Source organism: Paraburkholderia sp. JPY465 (assembly GCF_050436725.1).
In the GTDB taxonomy this organism is placed as follows: domain Bacteria; phylum Pseudomonadota; class Gammaproteobacteria; order Burkholderiales; family Burkholderiaceae; genus Paraburkholderia; species Paraburkholderia youngii.
Map to the genome: position 1 here is coordinate 431,559 of NZ_JBNDMT010000003.1, position 24,129 is coordinate 455,687.

29 protein-coding genes and 1 tRNA gene are annotated in these 24,129 nt (G+C 60.6%); 8 read left to right on the top strand and 22 right to left on the bottom strand.

All coding sequences use genetic code 11. The features are described from left to right. Positions 1–61 precede the first annotated feature (61 nt). Together hemL and QFZ94_RS16545 are read right to left on the bottom strand one after the other, a co-directional pair. Complete coding sequence (gene hemL, locus QFZ94_RS16540; RefSeq protein ID WP_429458243.1) at positions 62–1,345, bottom strand: glutamate-1-semialdehyde 2,1-aminomutase; 1,284 nt, start codon at positions 1,343–1,345, stop codon at positions 62–64. Between the two features lie 171 nt (positions 1,346–1,516). After that, complete coding sequence (locus tag QFZ94_RS16545; RefSeq protein WP_429458245.1) at positions 1,517–1,993, bottom strand: hypothetical protein; 477 nt, start codon at positions 1,991–1,993, stop codon at positions 1,517–1,519. Between the two features lie 203 nt (positions 1,994–2,196). On the opposite strand from QFZ94_RS16545, the gene QFZ94_RS16550 reads away from it, so the two are divergent. The 8 genes from QFZ94_RS16550 (at position 2,197) to QFZ94_RS16585 (ending at position 10,473) form a co-directional block, all read left to right on the top strand. Continuing rightward, positions 2,197–3,414 (top strand): Bcr/CflA family multidrug efflux MFS transporter, encoded by a 1,218-nt coding sequence (locus QFZ94_RS16550; RefSeq protein WP_429458247.1) that lies wholly within the window; start codon positions 2,197–2,199, stop codon positions 3,412–3,414. Between the two features lie 215 nt (positions 3,415–3,629). Beyond that, entirely contained in the window at positions 3,630–3,860 is a 231-nt protein-coding gene (locus QFZ94_RS16555; RefSeq protein ID WP_368584943.1) for a hypothetical protein, read from the top strand. Between the two features lie 75 nt (positions 3,861–3,935). Then, a complete protein-coding gene (locus QFZ94_RS16560; protein ID WP_429458249.1) occupies positions 3,936–4,340 on the top strand; it encodes a RidA family protein in 405 nt (134 codons plus the stop codon). A gap of 9 nt (positions 4,341–4,349) precedes the next feature. After that, the gene (locus tag QFZ94_RS16565) at positions 4,350–4,748 is read left to right on the top strand and encodes a contact-dependent growth inhibition system immunity protein (protein WP_429458251.1); all 399 of its coding nucleotides are present in this window, start codon (positions 4,350–4,352) and stop codon (positions 4,746–4,748) included. Between the two features lie 215 nt (positions 4,749–4,963). Continuing rightward, complete coding sequence (locus QFZ94_RS16570; protein ID WP_429458253.1) at positions 4,964–7,411, top strand: glycosyl hydrolase 108 family protein; 2,448 nt, start codon at positions 4,964–4,966, stop codon at positions 7,409–7,411. Between the two features lie 21 nt (positions 7,412–7,432). Next, complete coding sequence (locus QFZ94_RS16575; protein WP_429458255.1) at positions 7,433–7,840, top strand: hypothetical protein; 408 nt, start codon at positions 7,433–7,435, stop codon at positions 7,838–7,840. Between the two features lie 570 nt (positions 7,841–8,410). Continuing rightward, a complete protein-coding gene (locus tag QFZ94_RS16580) occupies positions 8,411–9,415 on the top strand; it encodes an SDH family Clp fold serine proteinase (protein WP_429458257.1) in 1,005 nt (334 codons plus the stop codon). A gap of 767 nt (positions 9,416–10,182) precedes the next feature. Further along, positions 10,183–10,473, top strand: coding sequence for a DUF3892 domain-containing protein (locus QFZ94_RS16585; protein WP_429461838.1), 291 nt, complete (start codon positions 10,183–10,185; stop codon positions 10,471–10,473). 132 nt (positions 10,474–10,605) lie between these two features. Here QFZ94_RS16585 and QFZ94_RS16590 read toward each other — a convergent pair whose 3' ends face one another. The 20 genes from QFZ94_RS16590 to QFZ94_RS16685 form a co-directional block, all read right to left on the bottom strand. Then, on the bottom strand, positions 10,606–10,866 hold the full coding sequence (locus QFZ94_RS16590; protein WP_429458259.1) for a hypothetical protein: 261 nt from the start codon (positions 10,864–10,866) through the stop codon (positions 10,606–10,608). Positions 10,867–10,999: 133 nt separating this feature from the next. Continuing rightward, on the bottom strand, positions 11,000–11,362 hold the full coding sequence (locus tag QFZ94_RS16595) for a hypothetical protein (protein WP_429458261.1): 363 nt from the start codon (positions 11,360–11,362) through the stop codon (positions 11,000–11,002). Positions 11,363–11,767: 405 nt separating this feature from the next. Continuing rightward, a complete protein-coding gene (locus QFZ94_RS16600) occupies positions 11,768–12,781 on the bottom strand; it encodes a tyrosine-type recombinase/integrase (RefSeq protein WP_429458263.1) in 1,014 nt (337 codons plus the stop codon). A gap of 171 nt (positions 12,782–12,952) precedes the next feature. Then, positions 12,953–13,753: a S49 family peptidase gene (locus QFZ94_RS16605; protein WP_429458265.1), complete on the bottom strand. Its 801-nt coding sequence runs from the start codon at positions 13,751–13,753 to the stop codon at positions 12,953–12,955. A gap of 10 nt (positions 13,754–13,763) precedes the next feature. Further along, positions 13,764–14,021, bottom strand: coding sequence for a hypothetical protein (locus QFZ94_RS16610; RefSeq protein WP_429458267.1), 258 nt, complete (start codon positions 14,019–14,021; stop codon positions 13,764–13,766). A 29-nt stretch (positions 14,022–14,050) separates the two neighbouring features. After that, the gene (locus tag QFZ94_RS16615; protein WP_429458269.1) at positions 14,051–14,845 is read right to left on the bottom strand and encodes a hypothetical protein; all 795 of its coding nucleotides are present in this window, start codon (positions 14,843–14,845) and stop codon (positions 14,051–14,053) included. A gap of 80 nt (positions 14,846–14,925) precedes the next feature. Then, the gene (locus tag QFZ94_RS16620) at positions 14,926–15,402 is read right to left on the bottom strand and encodes a hypothetical protein (protein ID WP_429458271.1); all 477 of its coding nucleotides are present in this window, start codon (positions 15,400–15,402) and stop codon (positions 14,926–14,928) included. A 20-nt stretch (positions 15,403–15,422) separates the two neighbouring features. After that, complete coding sequence (locus tag QFZ94_RS16625) at positions 15,423–15,791, bottom strand: hypothetical protein (protein WP_429458273.1); 369 nt, start codon at positions 15,789–15,791, stop codon at positions 15,423–15,425. A gap of 57 nt (positions 15,792–15,848) precedes the next feature. After that, complete coding sequence (locus QFZ94_RS16630; RefSeq protein WP_429458275.1) at positions 15,849–16,148, bottom strand: hypothetical protein; 300 nt, start codon at positions 16,146–16,148, stop codon at positions 15,849–15,851. Then, positions 16,148–16,438, bottom strand: coding sequence for a hypothetical protein (locus QFZ94_RS16635; RefSeq protein WP_429458277.1), 291 nt, complete (start codon positions 16,436–16,438; stop codon positions 16,148–16,150). The genes QFZ94_RS16630 and QFZ94_RS16635 overlap by 1 nt, the downstream gene beginning before the upstream one ends. After that, positions 16,435–16,869 (bottom strand): hypothetical protein, encoded by a 435-nt coding sequence (locus QFZ94_RS16640; protein WP_429458279.1) that lies wholly within the window; start codon positions 16,867–16,869, stop codon positions 16,435–16,437. The genes QFZ94_RS16635 and QFZ94_RS16640 overlap by 4 nt, the downstream gene beginning before the upstream one ends. Further along, complete coding sequence (locus QFZ94_RS16645) at positions 16,784–19,324, bottom strand: DUF3987 domain-containing protein (protein WP_429458281.1); 2,541 nt, start codon at positions 19,322–19,324, stop codon at positions 16,784–16,786. Before QFZ94_RS16645 ends, QFZ94_RS16640 begins: the two co-directional genes overlap by 86 nt. After that, positions 19,321–19,653, bottom strand: a complete 333-nt coding sequence (locus QFZ94_RS16650; protein ID WP_429458283.1) for a hypothetical protein — start codon at positions 19,651–19,653, stop codon at positions 19,321–19,323. Before QFZ94_RS16650 ends, QFZ94_RS16645 begins: the two co-directional genes overlap by 4 nt. A 1-nt stretch (position 19,654) precedes the next feature. Continuing rightward, positions 19,655–20,230 (bottom strand): hypothetical protein, encoded by a 576-nt coding sequence (locus tag QFZ94_RS16655; protein ID WP_429458285.1) that lies wholly within the window; start codon positions 20,228–20,230, stop codon positions 19,655–19,657. Positions 20,231–20,243: 13 nt separating this feature from the next. Beyond that, positions 20,244–21,038, bottom strand: coding sequence for a hypothetical protein (locus tag QFZ94_RS16660; RefSeq protein ID WP_429458287.1), 795 nt, complete (start codon positions 21,036–21,038; stop codon positions 20,244–20,246). Next, positions 21,038–21,346: a transcriptional coactivator p15/PC4 family protein gene (locus QFZ94_RS16665; RefSeq protein WP_429458289.1), complete on the bottom strand. Its 309-nt coding sequence runs from the start codon at positions 21,344–21,346 to the stop codon at positions 21,038–21,040. Before QFZ94_RS16665 ends, QFZ94_RS16660 begins: the two co-directional genes overlap by 1 nt. Beyond that, positions 21,346–21,558, bottom strand: coding sequence for a helix-turn-helix transcriptional regulator (locus QFZ94_RS16670; protein WP_429458291.1), 213 nt, complete (start codon positions 21,556–21,558; stop codon positions 21,346–21,348). Before QFZ94_RS16670 ends, QFZ94_RS16665 begins: the two co-directional genes overlap by 1 nt. Before the next feature lie 106 nt (positions 21,559–21,664). Then, positions 21,665–22,480 (bottom strand): hypothetical protein, encoded by an 816-nt coding sequence (locus QFZ94_RS16675; RefSeq protein ID WP_429458293.1) that lies wholly within the window; start codon positions 22,478–22,480, stop codon positions 21,665–21,667. Between the two features lie 91 nt (positions 22,481–22,571). Next, entirely contained in the window at positions 22,572–23,816 is a 1,245-nt protein-coding gene (locus tag QFZ94_RS16680) for a tyrosine-type recombinase/integrase (protein WP_429458295.1), read from the bottom strand. 207 nt (positions 23,817–24,023) lie between these two features. After that, positions 24,024–24,113, bottom strand: a tRNA-Ser gene (locus tag QFZ94_RS16685). Positions 24,114–24,129: the final 16 nt, after the last annotated feature.

The following is a 24,129-nucleotide window of genomic DNA, read 5'->3' on the forward strand; positions in this document are numbered from 1 at the left end:
GTGTCCGTTGTGGTGCGGTGTCTGGGTCGTGCGGGTTGCGGCTTTTGCGTGAGGTCCGGCTTCAGCCCTTCAACGCTGCGAACGCGCCGCGCGCGGCGTCGATCGTCGCGTCGATCACTGCGTCGTCGTGCGCGCTCGACACGAAGCCCGCCTCATACGCGGACGGCGCGAAGTACACGCCGGCGTCGAGCATCTTGTGGAAGAACGCGTTGAAGCGCGGCACGTCGCTCTTCGTGACCTCGGCGAAGCTCGTCGGGATCGACTCGCGGAAGTAGATGCCGAACATGCCGCCGAGCGCATCCGCGGCGAACGGCACGTTTGCTTCGCGGGCGACCTGCGCGAGCCCTTGCGCGAGACGCGTGGTGCGTGCGGCGAGCGTGTCGTAGAAGCCGGGCGCCTGGATCAGCTGCAGCGTTTTCAGGCCGGCCGCGACCGCGATCGGATTGCCCGACAGCGTACCCGCCTGATAGACGCCGCCGAGCGGCGCGAGGTGAGCCATGATGTCGCGCCGTCCGCCGAACGCCGCCGCCGGCATGCCGCCGCCGATCACCTTGCCCAGACACGTGAGGTCCGGCGTGATGCCGTAGAGCTGCTGCGCGCCGCCGAGCGCGACGCGGAAGCCGCACATCACTTCGTCGAAAATCAGCACCGAGCCGTACTCGGTACAGAGGCGGCGCAGCGCCTGCAGGAATTCGGGGGTCGCGCGCACGAGGTTCATGTTGCCCGCAACCGGCTCGACGATCACCGAGGCGATCTCATTGCCGAACGCCTTGAACGCTTCTTCGAGTTCGGCGACGTTGTTGTATTCGAGCACGGTGGTGTGCTTCGCGATATCAACCGGCACGCCCGCCGAGGTCGGATTGCCGAAAGTCAGGAGGCCCGAGCCAGCCTTTACGAGCAGGCTGTCCGCATGGCCGTGATAGCAGCCTTCGAACTTGACGATGCGGCTGCGGTTCGTGAAGCCGCGCGCGAGACGCAGCGCGCTCATCGTCGCCTCGGTGCCGCTCGACACCATGCGCACCTGTTCGATCGACGGCACCAGCTTGCAGATTTCCTCGGCGATCTGGACCTCCGACTCGGTCGGCGCGCCGAACGAGAAGCCATTCACGAGCACGCGCTGCACGGCTTCGAGCACTTCGGGGTGAACGTGGCCGAGGATCATGGGACCCCACGAGCCGATGTAGTCGGTATAGCGCTGGCCGTCCGCATCCCAGAAGTAGGGGCCTTGCGCGCGCTCGATGAAGCGCGGCGTGCCGCCGACGGAACGGAAAGCGCGCACCGGCGAATTCACGCCGCCGGGGATCGTGCGTTGCGCGCGTTCGAAGAGGGTTTCGTTTCTGGACATGGCGATGGCTGGAATAGGGAGCAAGGGTTGCGCAGCGGCGTAAAGGGCCTCGGACGATTCCCGCGGACACTTCGCGCAATGCTGGGATGGATCGAGAAATTGTACCGGACTCGGCGCCGGCGGGCTGTGCGGGCGGGCTGTGCGGGCGGGCGGCCGCGGCGGCGGGTGTTTTCAGGCCCGGCTGCCTGGCGCGGGCAACGCCGGCGGCTTGCGCTTGGCGGTCAATTCGGCCCAGCGCTTCTCCAGCGCGCCTTCGGCGATCGGCTTGATGATCGTGCCCGAGCTTTGCGCATCCCACGTCTGCACCGAGAACGGATGCACGCGCAGCTGATCGCGCGGGATGACCGGCGCGTGATGCGCATCGACGAGCCAGTCGTAGACGAAGTCGATGCACAGCCGGTAGCCGCGTTTGGTCGACGCGTCGGGGACTTCGTACGGCGCGCGCGTCACGTAGCCCGAGCCGAAGATGCCCTTCGGCTCCTGCGCGACGCGATGCAGGAACACGCGATCGCCGGGCAGGATGCCGCGCGCGAAGCCGCAGCCCCATGCGTCGGTCACCGCTTCGCCGGCCGCCACCCGTTTCGCGATGTCGGGCAGCTCGGGCCACGGCCATTTTTTGGGGCTCCAGATCAGCAGGAAGGCGGTCATCGCGGGTTCGAACGGGATCGGGGGAAGGGGATGGATATGCAGGCGGCAGCTTAACCGATTGACGCTGTTTGCGCCGCGCGGCGCTGCTTCGCGCACAGTCAACGGGTTAACCGTCGCGTACAATCGAGCCGGTCAACTGATGGCCGTTCCCGCTTCACCTGTTCCGCTGCCGATGCCGGCGCGGCGTTCCATCCGGATCTCCCATGTCTCACGTCGTCAAACGCCGGCCCGATGGCCGGCTGATTTTGTTGCTCGGCGCGCTGGCCGCGTGCGGGCCGATTTCCATCGACATGTATCTGCCGAGCCTGCCGACCATCGCGCAGGCCTTCGCCGTCGGCACGGGCGCCGCGCAATCGACGCTGACGAGCTTCATGTTCGGCTTTTCGATCGGCATGCTGTTATACGGTCCACTGTCGGATACGTATGGTCGCCGGCCGATCCTGCTCGGCGGCATCGTCATGTATGCGCTCGCGAGCATCGCCTGCGCGCTGTCGATCTCGATCGGCTCGCTGGTCGGCTTTCGCTTCGTGCAGGCGTTGGGCGCGGGGGCGGCGTCGGTGCTGGCTCGTGCGATCGCGCGCGACGCGCACGAGCCCGGCGATGCGGCGCGCGTACTGTCGATGATCGCGATCGTCACGGCGATCGGTCCGCTGCTCGCGCCGCTGATCGGCGGACAGTTGCTGCTGCTGGGCGGCTGGCGCGCCGTATTCGTCGCGCTGACGCTGTTCGGGGCCGTGTGCGCGGTGACCGCATTCCTGAAGGTGCCGGAGACGTGGCCGCGCGAGATGCGCGCGCAGTCGGCGCTGCTGAAGTCGTTCGGCGCGTATGGCACGCTGCTCCGCGATCCGGTCGCGTGGGGGCATATGCTGTGCGGCGGCATGGCGTTCGCGTCGATGTTCGCGTACATCACGGCGACGCCGTTCGTGTACATCGAGCATTTCCACGTGTCCGCGCAGCACTATGGCTTCCTGTTCGCGCTGAATATCGTCGGCATCATGTTCGGCAATTACCTGAACACGCGGTTCGTCGGCCGGCTCGGGCCGGTGCCGATCATCTCGTTCGCGGCGACCGTGAGCTTCGTCGCGTCGCTGTTCGTGTCCGTCGTATCGCTGACGGGGTGGGGCGGCTTGTGGTCGATCGTGTTTGGCCTCTTCTTCGTCGTCAGCGTGGTGGGCGTGTTGTCCGCCAACTGCACGACCGATCTGATGCATCGCTATCCGGTCAACGCAGGTGCCGCGGCGGCCGTGTTCGGCGCGGTGCAGCTCGCGCTGGGCGCGTTGTCGAGCCTCGCAGTCGGGCTGTGGCAGGACGGCACGCCGAAGGGCATGGGTATCGTCGTCGGCGTGGCGGGCTGCCTGTGCTTTGTCGGACGCAGGCTCGTGATGCGCTGGAACGGGACGTCGCCGGTTGCGGCTGTGTAGCGTGTTCTGTTTGGGTATTGAGGTCGAGCACTGCACGGGCGCTGTGAAAACGGCGTGAAAGCCGTATGACGCTCGTGCTGCACGGGCCGCGGGCATTGACCGACGCGTGAGTTCACCGGGCGGGTCTCCGGAAAACACCTGGTGTTGCGCGCGCACCACCGTGCGTCGCGGTTTGCATTGCTATGATGAAGTCACTGTTCCTCGGAGCGGCAATCATGGCGATCAAAGACCTGATGAACGGCGAACGGCAATTTGCCGCATTCGCCGAGGCGCAACGGCTGGCCGACAGCGGCGCTTACTACGATTACACCGACATCGAATATGTCTTGCGCTTTGATCAGGGGTTGACTGATGTATCGGCTTTGCTCGATAGCCAGCTGATGCATCGCGATCTGAATCGTCGTTGTGCCGATGCGCGCGAGAAGCTCGAGATGGCGGATGCATGACGCGCAGTGTGCGGGTTTGCGCTGAATGAAGCACGGCGATGAACCGCTCCGGCAATTTCACTTCTGGAGTGGTTGATGACCGATAGCACGCACGCCCCACGTTTGCCTCACACCCACAATCCCGCCGCGCTGGCGAAACCCGGCGGTCACTACAGTCATGTGGCGGTCGCGAATGGCTTCGTCTTCGTGTCCGGGCAATTGCCGATCAATGCGCAAGGCGAGAAGCTCGCCGATGCGTCATTCGACGCGCAGGCCGAACAGGTTCTGGTCAACTTGAAGGCGGCGCTCGAAAGCGTCGGCAGCAGCGTCGCGCAACTGGTGCAGATGCGCGTGTATGTCGTCGATGTCGAACATTGGGCTAGCTTCAATCAGATCTACGCGCGCTGGGCCGGTGAGGCAAAACCGGCTCGCGCGGTCGTGCCGGTGCCGCAGTTGCACTATGGGTTCAAGATCGAGGTTGAGGCGGTGGGGGTGGTTTAGCGGTTGACGGTGGAAGCGGAATTCCCCAATTTCCAAATGCTTGTCGATGCCTATCTGAACTGGGACTACGATCTGCTTGGGGAAACTATCGCGGACGTCTTGCGCGTCTACCTTGCCGATCTCGATGAGGAGATGCGCCTGGGTGCCGTTGCGGAAATAGAGGAATGGAGCTTCGCGCATCGACAACAGTTGCGAGCGCCGTTGAATCGTTCTTCGAACGAGGGATTTCAATTTTGTTGCACGGCTATACGACTCAATCGTTTCTTGATGAACCAAGCGCGTGTTGAGCAGGTAGCCGGTTTTCAGTTCGCCGTGTGCCGTACAAGCTCGCATTTTCAGAGGCGCGAAAGCAACCCCGTCATCCTCACTGACCTGCGGTTGATCGTACTTGCCGATATCACGTACTAGCTGGGACAGTGCCTTGCCTATACAGCCGCCTGATTGCGGTTACCTTGTACGTTCCGCCCGAAGAGAGCGACATTGATGAAGTTGGGCCCGATCCAATTCGCGAATTTTTCTTTCTGACAATTGTTTGCATAAATTCGGAGCGCGCCGTATTGAGGCTGAGTTTGGGCTCGTCATAAGGTGGTGCGACCTCAGCTAAACGGGAGAGCACCGAATCCATGACGAGCAAACCGGCACCTCACCGCCCGCAGACGCCGCAACCTCCCGTCCTCAAACAACTGGCCTTTGCCTTTCCGTTTCTGCGCAAGGCGCAAGGCAATGCCAGTGCATCCACCCGTTTCACCGACGAGCATGACATTTACCGCCTTCTTGCCACGAACGAGCCGTCCGGCTCGTATCTCGTCAGCCGCAAGGGCATGTGGCACGGTGGCATCCACATCACGGAGGCGGGCGCGGGGCAGGCGCTCGACCTCGACGCGGGACTACGCTGCATCGCGGACGGTGTGCTGATCGCGTATCGCGCCAACCAGGACTATCCGGTCAGCGAAGCAAGCGTGGACGGCAGTAACGTGCCGCTTCAGGCTCCGTACGGCACGGGCTTTGCCCTGGTGCGGCACGAGATGGAGTTTCCGCGCGGCACGAGGCTGACGTTCTACAGCCTGTACATGCACCTGATGTCCAACGCAGACTATGACAACTTCCCGAAGCGGCAGAAACCGGCGTACTGGTCGCGGCAGTGGCAGGTGACGCAGTTTGCGCAGGACAGGCCGCGGCCGGGTCGCAGTGGGCAGGTTGCGGATCCGTCGCAGGTGGGTCTGCCTGTGCGCAGGACGCCGAATGGCCCCATCGTTGGCATCGTGCCGCAGGGGGCAAGTGTCAGCATCGGCAAGACTGACACGGTGCATGGTGCAACGTGGGGCCAGCTAACGGACCTGAACGGAGCAACGCTGTATGCGCCCGAGGCGGGCGGCTACGTCGCAGCTTCCGCGGCGGTGGGCGGATGGATTTGCCTGGGCGCGCAGAATGGCGGGCCGGTCGCGAAAGAGCGCATGCCGGATTCGATGTTCGACCGGGTGATTGTCACGACCAACCGGACGTGCAGCGCGGGCGATCCGCAGGGGACAGCCGGTGGATTTCCCGTCAAGGCCGGTGACCTGATCGGCCACCCTGGCCGCTATGACTCGCTCAACGCATGTACGAGCGGAACGCGGCTGGCGCACATCGAGGTGTTCTGCGACGGGGGCATCAGGCAGTTCATCAAGTCCGGACGCGACTGGGTTCGGGCCAACTGTGCGCACGAGGACCGGTGGAGCGAGCTGGGCCTGTCACCGGAGCCCACCATTCTGCGCGTGGCGCGTGGAACGACCCTCTACCATGACCATGCCAATGGGCGATCCGGCAAGGACCCGAAACAGACCGATGTGGTCCAGGCTTATCGATTTGCCGCGCTGCCGCAGGATGACGGTCACGTGTTCATGGAACAAGACCCAGGCAGCGACGGGACGAAACGGCGCTGGTGGAAGGTGGACAGCGCGGATGTGCGAGGCAACCCTATTCGCGGATGGGTACGTGAGCAGAGCTTCGAGGGCGGTCGCGTGACGCGGGAGTTTTCACAAAGCTGGATCGACTTCGAGTGTCACGACGAAGACCACGATCCGACGCATACCATTTTTGCAACCACGGGCGACTATGTGGACTATGCGCTTCGCACTGAAGCATCCGGTGCGGGTTCACTTGGCGAGCTAAGCCCACTGATGGCCGCAATCTACCGCGTCCTGTATCCGGGCGGTGACGGTCTTTACGCGGCGGACGAGCTGTGCAGCGGGGGACAAAGCCCTCAGCGTTCCGGATTTCCGTGGGCCGCGTTTCGCGCATCGCGCCTCATCGCGAAACACGAAAGTGAATGGGCCAATCCGGCGAAGTGGCAGGCGCTGGTCAGTGCCATCGAAGAGCGCACCGGACACAGGCCTGAGCATGAAGAGGAGAAGAAGCGCATCGCGAAGCTGGTGTGGTGGGACGAGGTGGCGGCGGGCGTCCCTGGCTTCCCCGGATCGGATGTGTATCACATCAATCCGATCGGGCTGGTGGGGAATTTTCTCCAAAATTGCGACTGCAAAGCCCGTTTTGAAAAGATATCAAAAATCGTTCTGCTCAATGAGGGAGGATTCGTGGACGATCCTAATGACTCCGGTGGCGCGACTAACAAAGGAATTGCGTGGGATACGTGGAAGGCATACGCCGAGGAAGATGTAGGCGTGGAGCCGACACTGGATAATCTTAAGGCGTTAACTGATGCGCAAGCTAAGATAATCTATCTGAAACGCTATTGGGAGCCGCGCGGATTCTGCGAGTTTGTCAATGAAAAAACGGCCTTGAACGTCTACGATTGGACAATAACTTCATACAAGGCGCCCAAGAAAATTCAGGAGCTACTGGTTTCGATTTATTCAAAAAATATTGCGATTGATAATCATCTTACAAAGGCGCTTGTCGATAACATAAACGCTATCGAGGATCAGGAGGAGTTCGTGCAAAAAGTCGGCGCAGCGCGCAAGCAATATTATACGTCGCTGGCATATGACGATAAGGGCAAACCGACAAAGAACCATAGATTCTTGGTGGGCTGGTTAAGCAGGGTGGATCGGTGTTTGAATTATGGTGGCTAATGAAAATTAAGGTAGATGAATATGAAAAAATTGAAGAAGGTGACGCTTGGTTTTATTGTCTTGATTTGTAACGCGTGTGCTTTCGCCGATTCCTTTTCTGGTTTGTGGGACTGGAACGATGCCCCGGGTCCAAGTACCTTTTCGATTAAACTCAAAGAGCAGGGGCGCGTCCTTCGCGGACAATATTGCGCGGTAGCACAAAATGGCAACAAAATTGATTGTGATGACGAGCAAAACGCAAATATCGAGGGGCATGTCGACGCCGCAGGACAATCTGCTGTGGTCAGGTTTTCGTCGTTCTTTGGCGCAAAAAGCGGTAAGGCTCAATTAAAAATCGATGACGGCCGTCTAGTGTGGCACATCATTAAGAAACCTGTAGAAGGCGAGGTCTACGCGCCGAAGCATGCCGTCCTAGATCGGCAGCAATAACCTACGCCTGCCGTTGATTGTTCCCGGCAGTGATTCCGGAGAAGCGGTGGACTGTTCAACCCGCAATCCGCCCGTGGACCTTCTAGCGCGGCCGGGGGCTGCAGACACTGCTCGTCAAATGGGTCATTTTGTGGGGCGATAAAAGAAGAAACCCCGTATTTCGTTTGAAATTACGGGGTTTCCTCTTTTTCTGGCGGAGGCGGTGTCCGCCAACGATGCCGATGCGACAATGCTTTAATGGCATATCTATGAGCCAGTCCACCATCCAGTCCACCGTTGGCGATCTGTCGAAGACCGCATCTTGCCTTAATGGTTTACCCTTAAGCCACAGATGATTGGTTTACGCCATCATTCCCATGCCTCACCTGACCCGTCATTTCAACGGTGCAGGCTTTAGGGTTTGCGGTCGGAGAGGCTGGTCACGTTGCTGTTGGCAGCTTCGCTGCTAATTTGCGGAACTTCGCTCAGAGTTTGTAACAGCGGCTTGGCCGGATCTCAGTCTGAGATATGTTCGAAGTCATGCGAGTGAACCAGAATCGCCAATAAATTCAAATAATTCCGAGGATTTCTGTGACTAGCTTTCAAAACCGCAGCGCCCTTTTTGACCAAATAGGGCAGCTGCGGAACTCGCGAGTGATTTCTTATATCACTGGCGACCGTAGGGAACTGGAGGCGCAAATATCCAGCGAGATCATTGATATCTTCGTTGATCACCTGGATGAAATCGGTCCGGTTCAAAAGCTTTCATTGATTTTGCATACAAACGGCGGTGACACGGCCGCAGCATGGCGTTTGGTCAATCTACTGCACACGTTTTGCGAAGAGCTCGAGGTCATTGTTCCGGCCAAGGCATTGAGCGCTGGCACCCTCATTTCGCTGGGCGCTAACCAGCTCGTGATGACTAAGCAGGCCGCGTTAGGTCCGATCGACCCTAGCGTTAACCACGCACTAAATCCTACGCTGCCGAACGCTCCACATGTTCGTGTTCCAGTAAGTGTTGAGGCGGTTCGTGGCTATCTGGATGCAGCCAAAGATTTTGGCATCGATGATGGCGCTCATCGGGCGCAGTTATTGCTGGCGTTGTCGGAGAAAATCCATCCGCTAGTGCTCGGGCAGATCTTCCGCTCACGGTCGCAGATCCGGTTCTTGGCGAAGAAACTGCTAGTTCGCCAAGTTCAAAACGAGGAAAAGAGCAAGGAAATCATCGATTTTCTCTGCGCTGAATCTGGTAGCCATGACTACACTATCAACAGGCGCGAGGCTCGCGAGTTAGGACTAAATGTCGAGAATCCGTCTCAGGACTTGTACGTTCTGTTACGTCAGGTGCATCAGAGTTACGTAGCGGAAATGCAGTTGCTGGAGCCGTATGATCCGTTTGGATTACTGGCTAGCTCGCAGTCGGTGACCTATTCGCTTCCACGGGCAATGATTGAAAGCAGTCCGGTAGGAAGTCATCGCTTTGTGTCTGAGGGCGTACTGACGAAGACGATCGTGCAGCAGCAGACTATGACCGGCATGGTGCAACAGGAATCTGTCAACGACAACCGACGTTTCGAAGGGTGGAGGAAAGTCTAATGAATAATTTTCGCGTTACAACCGACGCTAGCGGCGTTTATCGTCCAACGTCTGCCGCCGGCCCTACTGATCAGTGCGGAACGGCGGCGAATGGGAATTTGTCAGATGTTGTCAGGAATTCGACTACCTATCGTCTCGTCCCGTCGACCAATACGACCGTCCAACAGACTACTACGCCGGTATATCGTACGGTGCGATAAAACCGTGACGCGCGTATTGCGTCAGGTGATGATGATACCCAAGCCCGCCATAGTGCGCGGTTTTTCATTTTCGCAATAGTTCCTCGGACTAGTCCATCCGCCGGCCCCGCTTGAGGCGGACTGCGCACCGCGTGTCGCATGCCAATCTGTCCCAACGCTCAAGTTGCCGTCTGCCGTGCCGAAAGCACGGTCATGAGCCGAGAACAAAACGCCCAAATTGCCTATTACGCCATCGAAGCGGTATCAGTCGCGATGGATACCTTCGCCCCCCCGGGGCACTGACAAAACTGACAGAAGGGTCTTTGGGCACTTCTGTCAGTTCCCCTTTGGGCTTCAATCGATTCGGGAAATTCCCGTATCGGTCAGCGCCGCCTCATCAGCATCGTGCGGATTATTCCGTATTTAAAATCTGATTTCCCCGGATGCATTGAAAATCACTTTTGTTTTCGGGAATCCAGCTCTTTTGATGTGCGCCAATACATCTCGCATAAGTCACGGGTAAACCTTCAATTCCCTCGCATGATGGATCGTGCAATATCAAACTCCATCATAAAGAGCGGAGGTTTTATGGCGCAGCGTATTCAGGTTCTCTGCATCAGGAAGACAAGAAAGCAGAGAAGGCACCAAGCCATTTCGCATATCGGCGGAAAGAACCCCGACGGGAGCCGGTGGAAGATCAGCGCGAAAGACGCGATTAACGGGATTGAGACGGGTAGGTGGAGCTTCTATGTCGGCGTAGATGGCCAGCCTGCTGATGATGTGCTCGTCTGGAAAACGCCGGAAGGCCACAAATTCCTCAGGACCGGGCACGACGTGACCACTGCGGACGACCTTCTCAGCCTGCCCCAGTGCCGGTAAACGTTTCACGCCTCGCGGCGCTCGATTATGTCCGGCTTGCCGAAAAGGCGGTCCAGTCGGCTGGCTTGGTCAGATTTGAAATCCAGGCAAGGCGCGCTGCAGGCCGCGGGTTGGAGAGTTGCGAATTGAAAATTACTCGCCTTCCAGCGGATCGCGTTCACCCAGCGCCTCGTCAATTAGCCGCCTGGCTCGTTGCATGGCTTGGCCGACGGCCGCAGTTGCGGGGTGCAACGAGTGGTAGTGCTCCGGTTTTGCGATCGGCGCGCCGGTGCGCACGTCGTCCCGGTGGGAAAAGATGCGCTCGACAAGCAGCGTGACGTTGGAGCCCCCGCGTAGGTCGTCGCGCGCTGTCACCGTGATGCTGAAGCCTCGGTGCGTCTGTCTATCGAACATGTCATGTCCAGGCGGTACAAGCGATAGGTCAAGTTTAGCTCTCGACTCGAGGTCGAGCTCGCGACACCGACGAAAAGGGCGTGAGTTCAATTCACCACCGGCTATAGCTCGAGCGCGGACGCTGTGGCTTGGGCTACTCGTCATTCGGCTCTTCGGCGGCGAGTGGCGGATGATAGTACGGCATCAGCGCCTGCGCCGCCTCAATCCGTGATGCCGGATCGAGCTCGGCGTTGTTCATCACGGACAGCAGGAACGCTTTCGGGTCATCGGCAGGCGCGACCGCGCGCCAGGCTGCCAGATGCCTCTGGTCCATTGGCTTGCGCCCGGCACCGGGGCGTGCGCCACCTCGCCGATTTGGCGCGCTTGTCGTTTTGTTTCCACCACTTTCGGTTTCTGTGGGCTTTGCCTTGGGTTTTCGACCCGCTCCCGGGCGCGCACCCCCGTGTGTATTGCGTTTCTCGGTCATCTGATTTCGCTCCTGTTTGATTTCCTGCATGTTTGATTTTCGACCTCCGATTTAACGCATCCGCTTTAAGAAAAAACAGCCGAAACCTTTGCTAGATAGGGCTTTTAGATTGTTCTGTTTGATTTCCGGGAGGGGTTTAACGGGGGATTTTTTGTCCGCATTAGAGAACGGTTGGTGTCCGGCCCGGCTCGATCGCAGAGATTTGACCCCCCTACCCCCCGCCGCATCCCGCTGGCGGCCCCTCAGCAGGCCGCCACGGATCTCGCTGGTCCGCGCCAATGCCTTGATGGGCGTGGCTTTGCGAGCGGCGCGCAGCGCCTTTGATCGCCCTCAGATTCGCGCCGATCGATGCGCTGTTGCGGCCAATATGGGGGCTTCGACGAGGGTCTGGTGCGCGCGGTTGCATACCGACAAGTTAGGATTATCCTTGGTGGCTTATTCCACGCGGCGTGCGCTGGTGTCGTTCGCCACTTTTTCGCCACCGTATTCCGGTTTGCCTTGCAGACCGGCGAGGTGTGCGATCGAGGTCTGTGCATCGGCGGCGGCGGACAGATTGGCTTCGAGATAGCGCATTGTCGTCATCGGGTCTTTGTGTCGCATGATGCGCTGTATCGTTTGGATCGGCAGGCCGCGCTCGCTGAGCAGGGTGGCGAACGTGCCACGCAGCCGGTGCGGCGTCAGCCCTTCAATCTGGCAGGTGGCGTTGGCGGCCCGCATCGCCTGCCTGAGGAAGCCGGGGGCATAGGCCGCGCCGCGCTCGTTGTGCACGATCAGCCCGGTATGCTGGTGCGTCGGGAGAAGGTAGTCGATCAGCCAGTCAGGCATCGGCACGGGGTCGGCTTCCCGGCCCTTGGTCACGCCTGGGGTATAGGTGCGGCGATCCCAGTCGATCCACTCCCAGCGCGCGGTGATCACTTCTGACTCGCGCAGTCCCAGTGCAAACGCGAGCCGCACGGCGATGCACAGTGCCGGCCGGTTGCTCGCATACGCATCGACGGCGGCGAGCCACTCGGCTGCACGGGAGACCGGCAGTGTCGCGCGCGGTCGCTTCTGGACCTTCAGTAGCTTGACTGACCATGGAATGTCCGGCATCACGCGGCGTCTCACGGCCCATTTGCATATGACCTTGAGCACCGTGAGCCAGTGATTGACGGAAGCGGGCGCATGGGTGCATCTATGCTCGATCATGGCTGTTTCGACGAGCGGCGTGGTCAGTTCGTCAACCATGACATCGGCGAGCTGGTACAGATGCAGGCGGCCGAACGTTGAAACGATTTTGATATACGCGGGGCTGACGATCGAAGCGTGAGCCGAGAGCCATTGCACGACGAGCTCGCGCAGGGTCGGGACGGGCTCGTCGCCGCGCGCCCACATCCGTGCTTTCGTGTAGGCCCGGTTTGCGATCGTCTCGGCCTTGTGCTTGATGGTTTCGCGCGTGCTGCGCTGCACGCGTGCGCCGTTGATCTGAAATCGGTAGTGCCAGACCTTGCCGACGCGGAACAGATGCACCCTCATGTTGAGATCCCCGAAGTTGCTGATGCTGATGTATCGCTGCGGAGCGATGCGTTTATATGTACGGTTCGTTCGCACCGGAGTGATGCACCCGGCAGTGCATAACCATCACCGCCGCGACGATAGAAGCCGGCGGGCCACGTCGTCGAATGTGGCGATGCCGTCAACCATGCCGGCCGCCTTTGCCGCGTCGGCGCCGAGTATTCGCCCCTGGCCCATACCGTTGCGTACTGTGAGAGCGCTCACGCCGCGGTTTCGAGCCACGGCGCGAGTGAATTTCGAGTAGTAGTCGTCGACCCGGCTTTGCAGGAACTTGCGCGCCTCGGGGGCGAGGGGCTGGTATGGATTGCCCTCGACCTTGTACTTGCCGGCGGAAACGAGCTTTGTATCAACGCCAGCCTTGCGCAGTTGCTTGGATCGGTCCATGTGCGCCACGTAGACGCCGATTGATCCGACCTCGCCCCCGGGCGTCACGTAGAACTCGCCGGCCGCACTGGCAATCCAGTAGGCGGCGCTCGCCGCCAGTGAATTCGCTACAGCGGCAATGCGCTTCTTGCCGCGGGCCGCGTAGATCTCGCTCGCCAGCTCCTCGACGCCGTAGACGCTGCCGCCGGGGGAATCAACATCGATCAGGATCGATGTGCACGAATCGTCTGCAAGCGCGGCCTTGAAAGCCTGCAGGAACTGCGTGAGGCCAGCGCCTCCGCCGAAAAGGCCGGTTGCCGGGTGCTGCCGGATGATGCCGACCAGCCCCATGACGGCGACGCCGCCGGCGGCTGCGGCTGCGGCTGGGGCCGGGCCGCCACTGCGACGCGCCGACGGTGCGAGCGCCAGCAGTTCGGGCGGATTGATCAGGCCCGCGTACGAACCGATGTGCTCGGGCATGATTGCCAGGATCTCATCGCTCATCAGATACCCCTTATTCCGGGACTGCCCAGCCCGTCACGGCCGTGTGAAGGTCGAGGCCGGTGTTGGCATCAAGCCAGTGATCCCCCTCGGTGGTGACGGCTGGCGCAAAGCGGGCAGAGCGGTACTTCGGACCGTTGCTTTTGGCGTGCGGATTGTTTGTGTCGATGCGGACAAGCACCGTGATGCCGCCGGCGGCGTCAAGTAGGCCAGCGAGAGAGGCCCTGGCGGTCGTCGGATCATTCCAGGTGATTGGAGTTGTTGCTGACATTTTTTGCTCCTGTCGGATTGTGAGTCAGGTTAGACGTCAATGATCTTCGAGCGGGCTCGCTCGAGCTTTGGGCGCTCGCCCGGAATGTCGGCTTTTTCTGCGAGGCCTTTCTCCTGCAATACCTCATGCAACTTGCGTGGCGGCCGGTGCGTTGTCACTTCGCCCTTTTCGTCGAGGCGCGGGCATGCAATGCCGAACGAGTCGAGATCCGGCTCGAGCTTGTGCGTCCACGCCGTCAGGCGCTCGCTTACCTCGGCGCGCGTGAGCGGGAGCAGGGCCATTGCGTGCGTGTCGGCGCTCGCTTGCTTGAGCAAGCCCATACAGGCGTCCACCTTTTCGGCGTTCGATTCGTACTCGACGCTCGTGGCGCCGGCCCAGTTCTTGTGCGTGACAGACGAAATTGAGATCAGGTGTCGCATCTGCTGCCAGGCGTTGTCGACGTGCACACGGAAACCGTCGAGACGCGTGTCGCGTGACTCGATCAGCTCCTTGCGCAGCCGATAGTCTTCGTCGCGCTTCAGACATTCGAGCGTATAGACGGCTTGGGCAGATTCCTTTTCGGCTTCCTTTGCCGCATCGAACATGGCGCGGGCTTCGTCCAGCTTCACGCGCGCCTCGATGAGGGATGCCGTCGCCTTCGCCACCACCGGATCGTGCCGCTTGTCGAGGCTGTCGAGTTGCTTGCGCAGGATGGTGCGCTCGTCGACCTGGGTCTGCTCAACGCGGTCGAGAATGCGCTCCATCTCGGGCGAGCTAAGCAGGTCGCGCACCTTCTTCTCGTCTTCAGCCGAAAAGTTGGCGCGGTTGAAAATGTTGAGTCGCATGAATCAGGCTCCATAAAAAGTAAAGGGGCTGCCATCCCATAGTAGGACGACAGCCCCTTCGCACTCCTGATTTCGACGGTCTAACACACAGCCATTTTCTTGCGTAGCGTTCCGTAGCGCCTTCGCGAGACACTTGGCATGGGGTGGGGTGGCGGCGCGACCGCAGCGGCTTTCTGGTGCGCGTCTTTCGCGTCTCGGCACCGGCGCCCCTTCACAAGGCCGTCAAATACCTCATAGAACGGATCGAAGCGGGCATTGGAGCGCGACCGATTCGCACTGGCCTTGCGTTTCACGAACTCACATTCGAGGCGCAGGAGTAACAGTTCCAGCCGGTCCGCGGTCATCGATCCAGCCGTCACGGCGACGACCATCTCGCTCGCTTCCCTGTAGCGCCGACCCTCGATCCCGCTGGCAAACCTGCCGAGCGTCGGAATGGCACGCTCCTGCGCAGCGATCCGGCTTCTCAGCTCGCTTGCGGTCTCATCGCATCTGCATTCAAGGCGCAACATCGCCGCCCGCAGTTCCTCCACGTTACCGAACAGGTTGGCATCGCTCACCTTGGCCTCCTGTCAGGCGATCACTGCCGGGAAAATGCGGCAAGGATGCTGCGGCCCGCTTCGCGTGAGCGATCGGCAAACCCATCCTCCCACGCCTTGCCAGCGGCTATGTCCCGGTCCACCGTCCGGGCGCTGAAGTAGGCGGTCACGGTCATGTCGATATGGCCACGGGCGATGGCGTTCCACACCTCCTGCCTGTCCCGGACCGCAATGAGTAGCTCGTCCTTTGCCATGCCGCGCAGGGTACGCGCCACGCTCTGCACGCTCCCGCCGATCCGTTCGGCGATCTTTGTCGCCGTGTAAGGCGGTGGGCCGTATTCCAGGTACTCCCATTCGCCGTGTTCCTCGAGCATCTGAAGGATGGCGCGTTTTCGTTTGGTGTCTCGCATGGTGCCTCACTAATGTATCGCTGCGGAGTGATGCGTTTATGTGTGATGCTCGTTCGGTCATCGATACCCCCTGCGCGCAGCCGCCTCACGCTCCTCCGCGAGGATCTGGAGCAGAACCCGCTGGAAAGTCGGCTCGATGATCCGCCAAGCCTTTCCGAGGCGCAGCACGCCGCCAGCGTCGGTTAGGCGTTTTTCATGACGCCTGAGCCACTTACCCATGTCCTCAGGCGAAAGCAAACGCGGGCTTCCGGAGCGCCAGATGGAACCTGCTCGCGCGTTTTCGTGAAGCCAGAGCTCGAGCGGTACAAGGCGCTCCGTCTCGGCATTGGGGATGTGTGACGCTCGTTCGATGACCATTAGATCCTCCTGGCCCGGGTGAGCCCTGCGCGCGCGAGTGCCGTCATCGTCAGAAAGGCACTCCGATAGAGCCGCGTCATACGCTTCGTGAAAGAATCGACGGCACCAAGCGTGATGAGCTTCGACATGCCGACTTCAATCGCGGACTCGTCAGATCCGGGCTCCCCGTAGAAGATGCGATATGCCGCCTCCAGGGCGGCAGTCTCGACCAACACCCGCTCAAACTCGTCTTTGCAATCGCAGCACGAACGGAATGAGCGCGCCACGTCGAACATCTGGTCGCCGGTCATCGGTCAAACCTCCATGAGCGTTTGTTGATGGCTTCGCGCGACGCCGCCTCGTCTCGCGCCGCCGACAGCCGCGCCGTGAAGTACGCCAGATCGGGCTTCAGTGTCGATATCGGCTGGCGCTCGATACACATCACCGTATGGTCGTAGTCGTCTGGCTTCCAGCCTTCGAGCTTCGCCAGCTCGTCGACGATTTCGAACAGTTCGCGCTGCCACCGGCTCAATTTCTCGGGGTTTATGTATGGTCCCCATGGCAGGTAGGGTGCGCCGCTCTCGGTATATATCAGGGCACCGACACAGTCTTCAGGCAACGGTGATGACTCGATTTTTTCTAAAGCCCCCCCGGGGTCACTGACAAAACTGACAGAAGGGTCTTTTGGCAGTTCTGTCAGTTCCCCCTTGGGCTTCAATCGAGCAAGGTATTTGTTCGTCATTTCCGCACCTCCGGGTGAATGCGATAGACCGACTTTGCACGGCCGCCGGTCTCTGCCGACTCGGACGCAAGATAGCCCTTGTGCCGTACTCGATCAGCACGCCGATTGCTTTCATCGTTGCTTCACGGTTTTCAAGCTCCGACCATTGATTGCGATACACATCGCGAGCCGTAAATCCATCTTGCAGCTCGCCCGCCTTGATCCTTCGCAACAGGGCTTTCGCGCCGCTGACCTCCGCCACCAACACAGAGCCATAGGCGCGCTCGGCATGACTACGCAAGTATGCGGCCCAGGCGAGCGCCTGATTCATGGCGTAGTCGGTTATCGGGCCGACGCCCCCGTTGGCAAGGTGCAACACGAGCGCGAGGGACGGCACCAGCTTCCGATACTTGCCGAGGTGAGACTCCATCGCCGGATGCAGGCCTCCGCCGCGCTGGGCGTTTTCGTATTCGGTTCGCCACTCAACGAACACCTCAAGGGCTTCGGGCGACAGCCGAAGAAAGGGTGGACTGCCGTCGGGTTCGCCGTCAGGGCCTACCGGGATCTCCGCCAGCCACGTTTCGACCGGATCGCCGTCAATGAGGCGCTTGAATACTGCGTGCGCCGTGCGCTTCGCCTCGGCATCCGGCCAGCAATCGACGTTCTCCCACGTCTCCCGCGGCACGTCAGGCCAGACAAGCACGCCGAAACGTTGCACGAGGCCGTCGTCTGCCGCCCCGCCGCCGATCGCACTGCGCAGATACTCCGATATGCGCCCAGGCTGCGTAGATCCAATGAGCGACAGGCAGACCGCCTCGATGCGTTGGTGTCCGCGCATGATGCGGTCCACGACATAGCCGTCGTTGCCATTCCAGCCTGTCAGATAGAAGCCGCGTGCGCTTTCCTGCCCGTCGCGATCGAGGCCCTTGAGCAGGCTCACGAGCTCGTCACGAAACACGCCAACACCCTGCGGGTTGTCCGCGCAGATCTCGCCAAGCTTCTCAACCGTCGCGTCGTTGACGATGTATCGAGTCAGCTTTGGCGGTTCCAGCGGCTCGGACTCGTGCAGGCTGACTGCCGCATCCGGGTTCTTCTTGAGCGCCGCCATCGCCTTCTTCTCTGCGGCGTCCTGACGCATTTTGCAAAGCTTCGCCTCGGATTCGTGCAGCGCCAATTCATCCTCATATCGTTGGCATGCTTCCATGTCGAGCCGCTTTACCGGCGCGAGCACGGCGCTCATTGCCGGCGACTTCATGACGCCCGGCCTGCCCACGATGCACACCCATTGATTGGCGTACTCGGTCCAGTCGTCACACTGCTTCGGGCGTACACCCACACGGCGACCAATGGCAATACCGAGCGCGCCAATGATGGTGGCGCCGATGAAATCCGGCGGGCACTGCACGCGGTTGGCGATGTCTTGCGCCCACGGCCGCAGGCTCTCAGGCAACATCGCCATATCGAACGGCTCGACGGGCCTGAGCGAATCGGGCAGCGGCTCGATTTCTCCCCAGCCATCGCGGCTCGGGTTTCCCGTGGCTGCATCGCTTGAATGGCTGGCCGCGTCGATACAGGCCCGAACGGCCTCAAGCCCGAGGTATGCAGCGAGGTCATTGAAGTCTGTCGCGCCCGCCGGGCGTTCGTCACCAAAGTCGGGCAACGCGACGAGGCCGCGCACATGGCGCGCCGCGTCAGTGGCCGCTTTTACGCCTGGATTACCTTCGGTGCCCGCGTCATCGTCCGCCGCAATGATGATCTTGCACGCGCGGGGAAGATTGGCAGAAACGGCATCCGCTACGCCCTTGAGATTGCCGCAGTCGAATGCTACGGCGACGGGCAGCCCGGTTGCTTCGTGCAGGCTCGCGGCGGTCGCGAAACCTTCCGCGATCAAGATGCGATCCTTAGGCTTCGGACCGAAGGAGTAATAGCAGCCAGCCTTGGCTCCGCCGCTCAAGAATTTCTTCGAGCCGTCCGCATAGATGAACTGGACACTTACCAGCTCACCACTGGCATTGCGCACCGGAACGATGAGCGTTCGCCTGTCCTTGAATTCCTTCAGGCCATACGGCTTGATGCCCTTGCGTTCGCAATACGGGTTGTCTGCGGTTGCGTCACGCGCGTCCGACCAGATGCCCTTAGCGGTCACTGCCGCCTCGGCTCGACGCGCCCGTGTTGCCTGCTCGACGGAGTTGCGGATCTCCTGCTGCTGCTTGCGCCACTGTTCGCGCTCAATGGTCGTGAGGCTGGATTCCGGTCGACTCGACCAGTTGGCCTTGTAGCCGGTCTTCCAGTCGCCAAAAGCGCCCGCGCCGAATTGGCCTGCATGCAGCACGTACCAGGCGTTTTTCTTGCCGGGTTTGTCGTCGGGACCTCGGAATCGACGGATCTTGCCGTCCGCGATGATCTCTGTTGACGGGAAGCCTGCCGTGGCGAGCGCATCAGCGAACTGGTTCTCGATGTTGATAACGTCGCTCATGCGCCCTCCGGATGAAAGCCGGCGCGTTTCAGCGCGTCAGTGAGCGCTTCCGTGCCGCCGATGCAGTCGACCGCAATGATTGCCAGATCGATCGTGCGGTCAGCGTCGCGATCGGTCGACAGCAGCGTTTCGAGCAAATCGGACTGAGTGAAACCACCCGCGCGCGCTGCAGATAGCAACGCGTTAATCGTGTGCCGAGCCCGCTGACGGCCGTCCGCCGATACAGGGTCGCTTCCATGCGCCGCCTCTGCCGCCATCAGCAAAAGGCCTGCGCCATTGACGTAGGGCTCGCCGTCCACGAACTTGATCAGTTTGGGATTGAATTTCATGTCATACCCCCTGAGATTGGGTAGCAGCAGCCTTTGGCGGACGCCTGCGCTTGCCGGGTGCCGGGATGAGGCCCGGAATCAATGCCTTGAAGGCCTGAAACTTCTCGTCTTTCTCCGCGGCGTAGTACCGCTTGCAGCGCTCGCTCTGCTCTTTGCTCCACTCTGGGGTTCGGCGATAGAGCAGGGCCTTCATCTCTTTGGCCTTTGCCTCGAGCACATAGTCATGCGACCAGCCGTCCGCCGGCTCAATGCGCAGGCACCAGTTGTCACAGTCGAGGAACGCGCGACGCGGGCCTTTGGCGCCCTCGGGGCGCTGGCGACAGAGCGAGAAACAAAGTCCGTTGGCTTCCCATTTGTTGCCATAGGCGAAGCCATCGGGCCACCGGGTGTCTGCGGGAAGGATGCCTTCGGCTTCGAGCTGCATCCGCGTGCCGATGTAATTGCAGTGCGGCAAGCTGCCGGCCTGCATGATGATGGTGAGTTCGCCGATGTCGAGCGGACGTGCGGATGCCTCGGGCGCCTGTGGCGCACCCACTGAGGAGTCCTTATCGATGCCGATATTGAGTTTCGTGTTCATTTCGTCACCTGGGTTAGATCTTGCGGCCCGTGATGACGCGTACCGCCATCATGAGGTGATGGGCGATTTCGGCGAGGGCTTCTTCAGGATCCATCGGCGCCGGGGCATCTTCCCGGACATGGAGCGGTGCACGGGTACGTCTCGCGCGGTACTCGGATAGATCAACTACGCGCTTATCGATTCGCTTGCCCGTGCCGTCGTTGACCTCCCAATTCTTGAGGTCAGCCATGCGGCGCAGGGTATCGCCAGTAATGGCGAGGCCGTCTTGGTAGGCGCCAGCGATCGCGCCGGAGTGCGGCGCTTCGCGAACGAGAGAGGTGAGGGAATTCGGGAAAGACGTCTGCTCGGGATGAGCGTGGATATTGCTCGGCATGGTGCGACCCCCTTGATCGAGTCTAATAACCCGACCCCCGACGCCAATCGGGGTGGCCGGGCACATGGCAAGGTTGGCGTACCGGCGATCAAGGATACCGGCGAGCGCAAGCGCTCCCTCACCAAGGCCCGACCATTGAAGGCGCTTGATGTGCGGACGTAAAAAAACCGCGCGGCGGCGGTTGTCCGCCTTGATCTGTTCTGGACGCCAATCCAAGTTGCCCGTTGTCTCGGGCACATATGGAGTATAGCGAAGCTTCGCGGGTTTACAAGTGCTTTTTTTCGAAAAGAGCCCCGGGGGGCACTGACAAAACTGACGGAAGGGGCTTTTGGCAGTTTTGTCAGTGGGGCGCCGGGCTGTTTCCAAAAAACGCAGGGGGCTTCTGTCAGTTCTGTCAGTGCCCCGGGTGGCCATCTTTGAATTTTGATGCGTCATCAGTTCGCCTCCTTCGGATCGAAGGATTGCGCCGCCAGAGCGACACTACGCAGCAGCTCTGGCGCCATAGTCGGCTTGATCATGATGCCTTTGCCCGACGGCCGGTAATCGCCGTCGTCGGTCACGTACCAGACGCGAATGTCGATGTAGGTGTTGCCGCGGTAGGTTTTGGCGTCGACGCGCAGCCGCTCGCTCGCGTTCTTCACTGCATCCAAAAAGCGAACAAGATATTCCGTGTCGCTGCTAGAATTAGCGCAGTCTAGGGCGCTCGTCTTTCCTTCGGGGGGGCGGGCGTTTTTCTTTTGCATTACACGGCCTCCGGCATCAGGCATTTGCGGAGTTGGCCGAGGTTCCAGCGTGCTGATCCGCCGATCTTGATAGGCTTCGGAAGGGCGCCCCGTTTTGCGCGCTCCCATACTGTCGACACACTGCAGCCGCACAAAGCTGCCACGGTTTTGACGTCGATACCTGCCTCGTTTGGCAGGTCGCCGACCTTCTTAAGGGTGTTGTCTGCTTTCATCTTTGTCCACTCGAAAGGCGTACGGGGTTGTACGGTTCAGTGGACTGTATGGGAGGGGTATCAACCGCTTTGCCAGCCAGCAAAATCAAATGCCAGCTGGCAATCTTTATCGCCGAAGCAACGATACCCCTTCTTTGATATTGGCTCGCACGTTCGATTGACTCAGGCCGTGAGTGTTTGAATCCGGCATCTGAGTCACTAGATCACCGACCGCGATGGCGATCTGGTTTCCATTCGGCTTGTCGCCGTTTCGGTACATGTTGGCGTGCGACGCCACTAGCGTCGCCAGCGCGCCGATCTGTTTCAGTAGCGTTTCACGCTCTTTCTGTCCGCTTGATACCGCCGGCTGGTCGCTGCCAACATCGGCGGCATCGCCGTTTAGAAGCGCGCGAAGATCGCCGCTAGCGATGCGAAATGACTCCGCCGTTGGGAAATCCAAGTCGACGATAAAATCTCTCGCTTGGTTAGACCCGCCGGAACGTCCCGGCATCCGTCTGAGCACCTGCAGCAGCGATTCCCCGTCTGCATCCCGCAGCAGGATGCCGTCTTTGAATATGATCTTGCCCGCCTGCTCGCCGTCGAATATTTCCTCGCGGTCCCGGCGGGCATCGAATGCGATTCGGTAGATTCCATCCAGTAGCCCGACCATATCCGATTGGCGGTACCACTGCTCTCGCTGTTCCGGTGCGATCTCGCGACGGGTTCCGATGGTCGGTTGATCTCCGCGCATGCCAAAGCAGTGGCATCCGCGGGCGACCGGCACCGCATACCGCTCGGTAGCATCCCACCAAACCGGAATATGCCCCGCCTTCACATGCTCTAGCACATCGCTCTCAGTGACATGTTCGCCGAACGCACCCTGTAGCAAAGCGGCTGCTTGCTGAATGCTAAACCACCGCTTGAATGAGCCAAGCTCCCGCATTGCTAGCCCTGTAGCAAACCCTATATGGGAGCCGCGCCAACCGGGTAGGGCACCCGGCTTTCGCCCCGTCGGGCTAGGCGCGGCAAACCTGTCATGCGGTTCTGTTAATCGGTATCACTTCGCTTGGCTCGATCGGCGTGGTGCAAAACTCGGCCCAATCGGTCATCATCCGACGACGCTTTTCCAGCACGTCGCCACGCCAGTACGCTGCCTCGGTGGCGTCACCCTTGATGTGCGCCAGCGCCACCTCGGCCAGCTCGCGCGGATAGTTCGTGTATTCGCTCGCCCAGTCCCGGAACGTCGAGCGGAACCCATGCGGCGTCGCTTCCAGATTCTGTCTGCGCATCAGTTCGAGCAGCGACATATCGGAAAGAACTCGGGCTGAGCGAGGGCTCGGGAATACCAGGTCAACGCCTTGCTTCCGCTCGATGGACTGCAACAGGCGCACGGCGGCCGGCGAGAGCGGAACACGGTGCTCCTTCTTTGCCTTCATCTTCTCAGCCGGCACGGACCATACTTTCTTCTCAAGGTCGATTTCGGTCCACTCGGCAAAGCGCGCCTCGCCCGATCGGGACGCAGTCAATATTGAGAATTCGAGACAACGGGCGCTAACGCCCTCAGTTGCACGCAGCGTCACCATAAAGGCGCCCATCTGGTCGATCGGCAGGGCGGGGTGATTGCGCACGCGCTTGGTTTTCTTCGGTGCGGACAGCAGCTTGTCGAGGTTGCCGCGCCACGCCGCGGGGTTGACGCCTTCATCGCGGAAGCCTTTCACTCGGGCCCAATCGAGAATCGCTTCGATGCGCCCTCGCAGGCGCGAAGCGGTCTCTGTCTTGGTCGTCCAGATTGGCTCAAGAATCTCTGTCACGTGCGCGCGCGTGACGTGCCGGATCATCATCTTCCCGATGAGGGGATAGGCGAACTCCTCGAGCGTGTACGTCCACTGCGCACCGTGCTTCGAGTTGCGCCATTCCGGCTCTTTTGCTGTGATGAAACGCTTCGCCGCCTGCTCGAACGTCATTTCAAGCGCTTGGCTCGCGCGCAGTCGGCTTGCGGCCTCCTTCTTTTGCATGACCGGATCGACGCCGCGGGCGATGTCTTCGCGCACCGACAGCGCCTTGGCGCGCGCCACAGCTACGCCCATGCCTGACTCGTTGTAGGCACCCAAACCGATCTCGCGCCGTTTTCCGGCAACGGTGACACGCAATACCCACGACCGTGAGCCAGTGTCCGTCACCTTCAGATAAAGGCCTTCCACGCCGCCGACGGGATGCTTCCCCGGCGTCGTCAATCGCTTCACGGCCAATGGGCCGAGTACCTGCGCTTTCTTTGGCATCGTCGCTCGTCGTCGACGCGCCGGCAGTCCACCAGCTGGCCCACCAACGCTAGTCCACCATCCAGTCCACCATAAAATTTACGACTGAACGCGATTAATTGCAACGAAACCAGACAACTACTTTTGGGGTTTTGCGCTGAGAGCCTTAGCTGGTAAGGCTTTGCTCGATTGAATCGGACTGATTCGGATAAACGGGGACGGATGATCTGGCGGAGGCGGTGAGATTCGAACTCACGGAAGGATTGCTCCTTCGCCGGTTTTCAAGACCGGTGCCTTAAACCACTCGGCCACACCTCCAAACCGCGAATTGTAA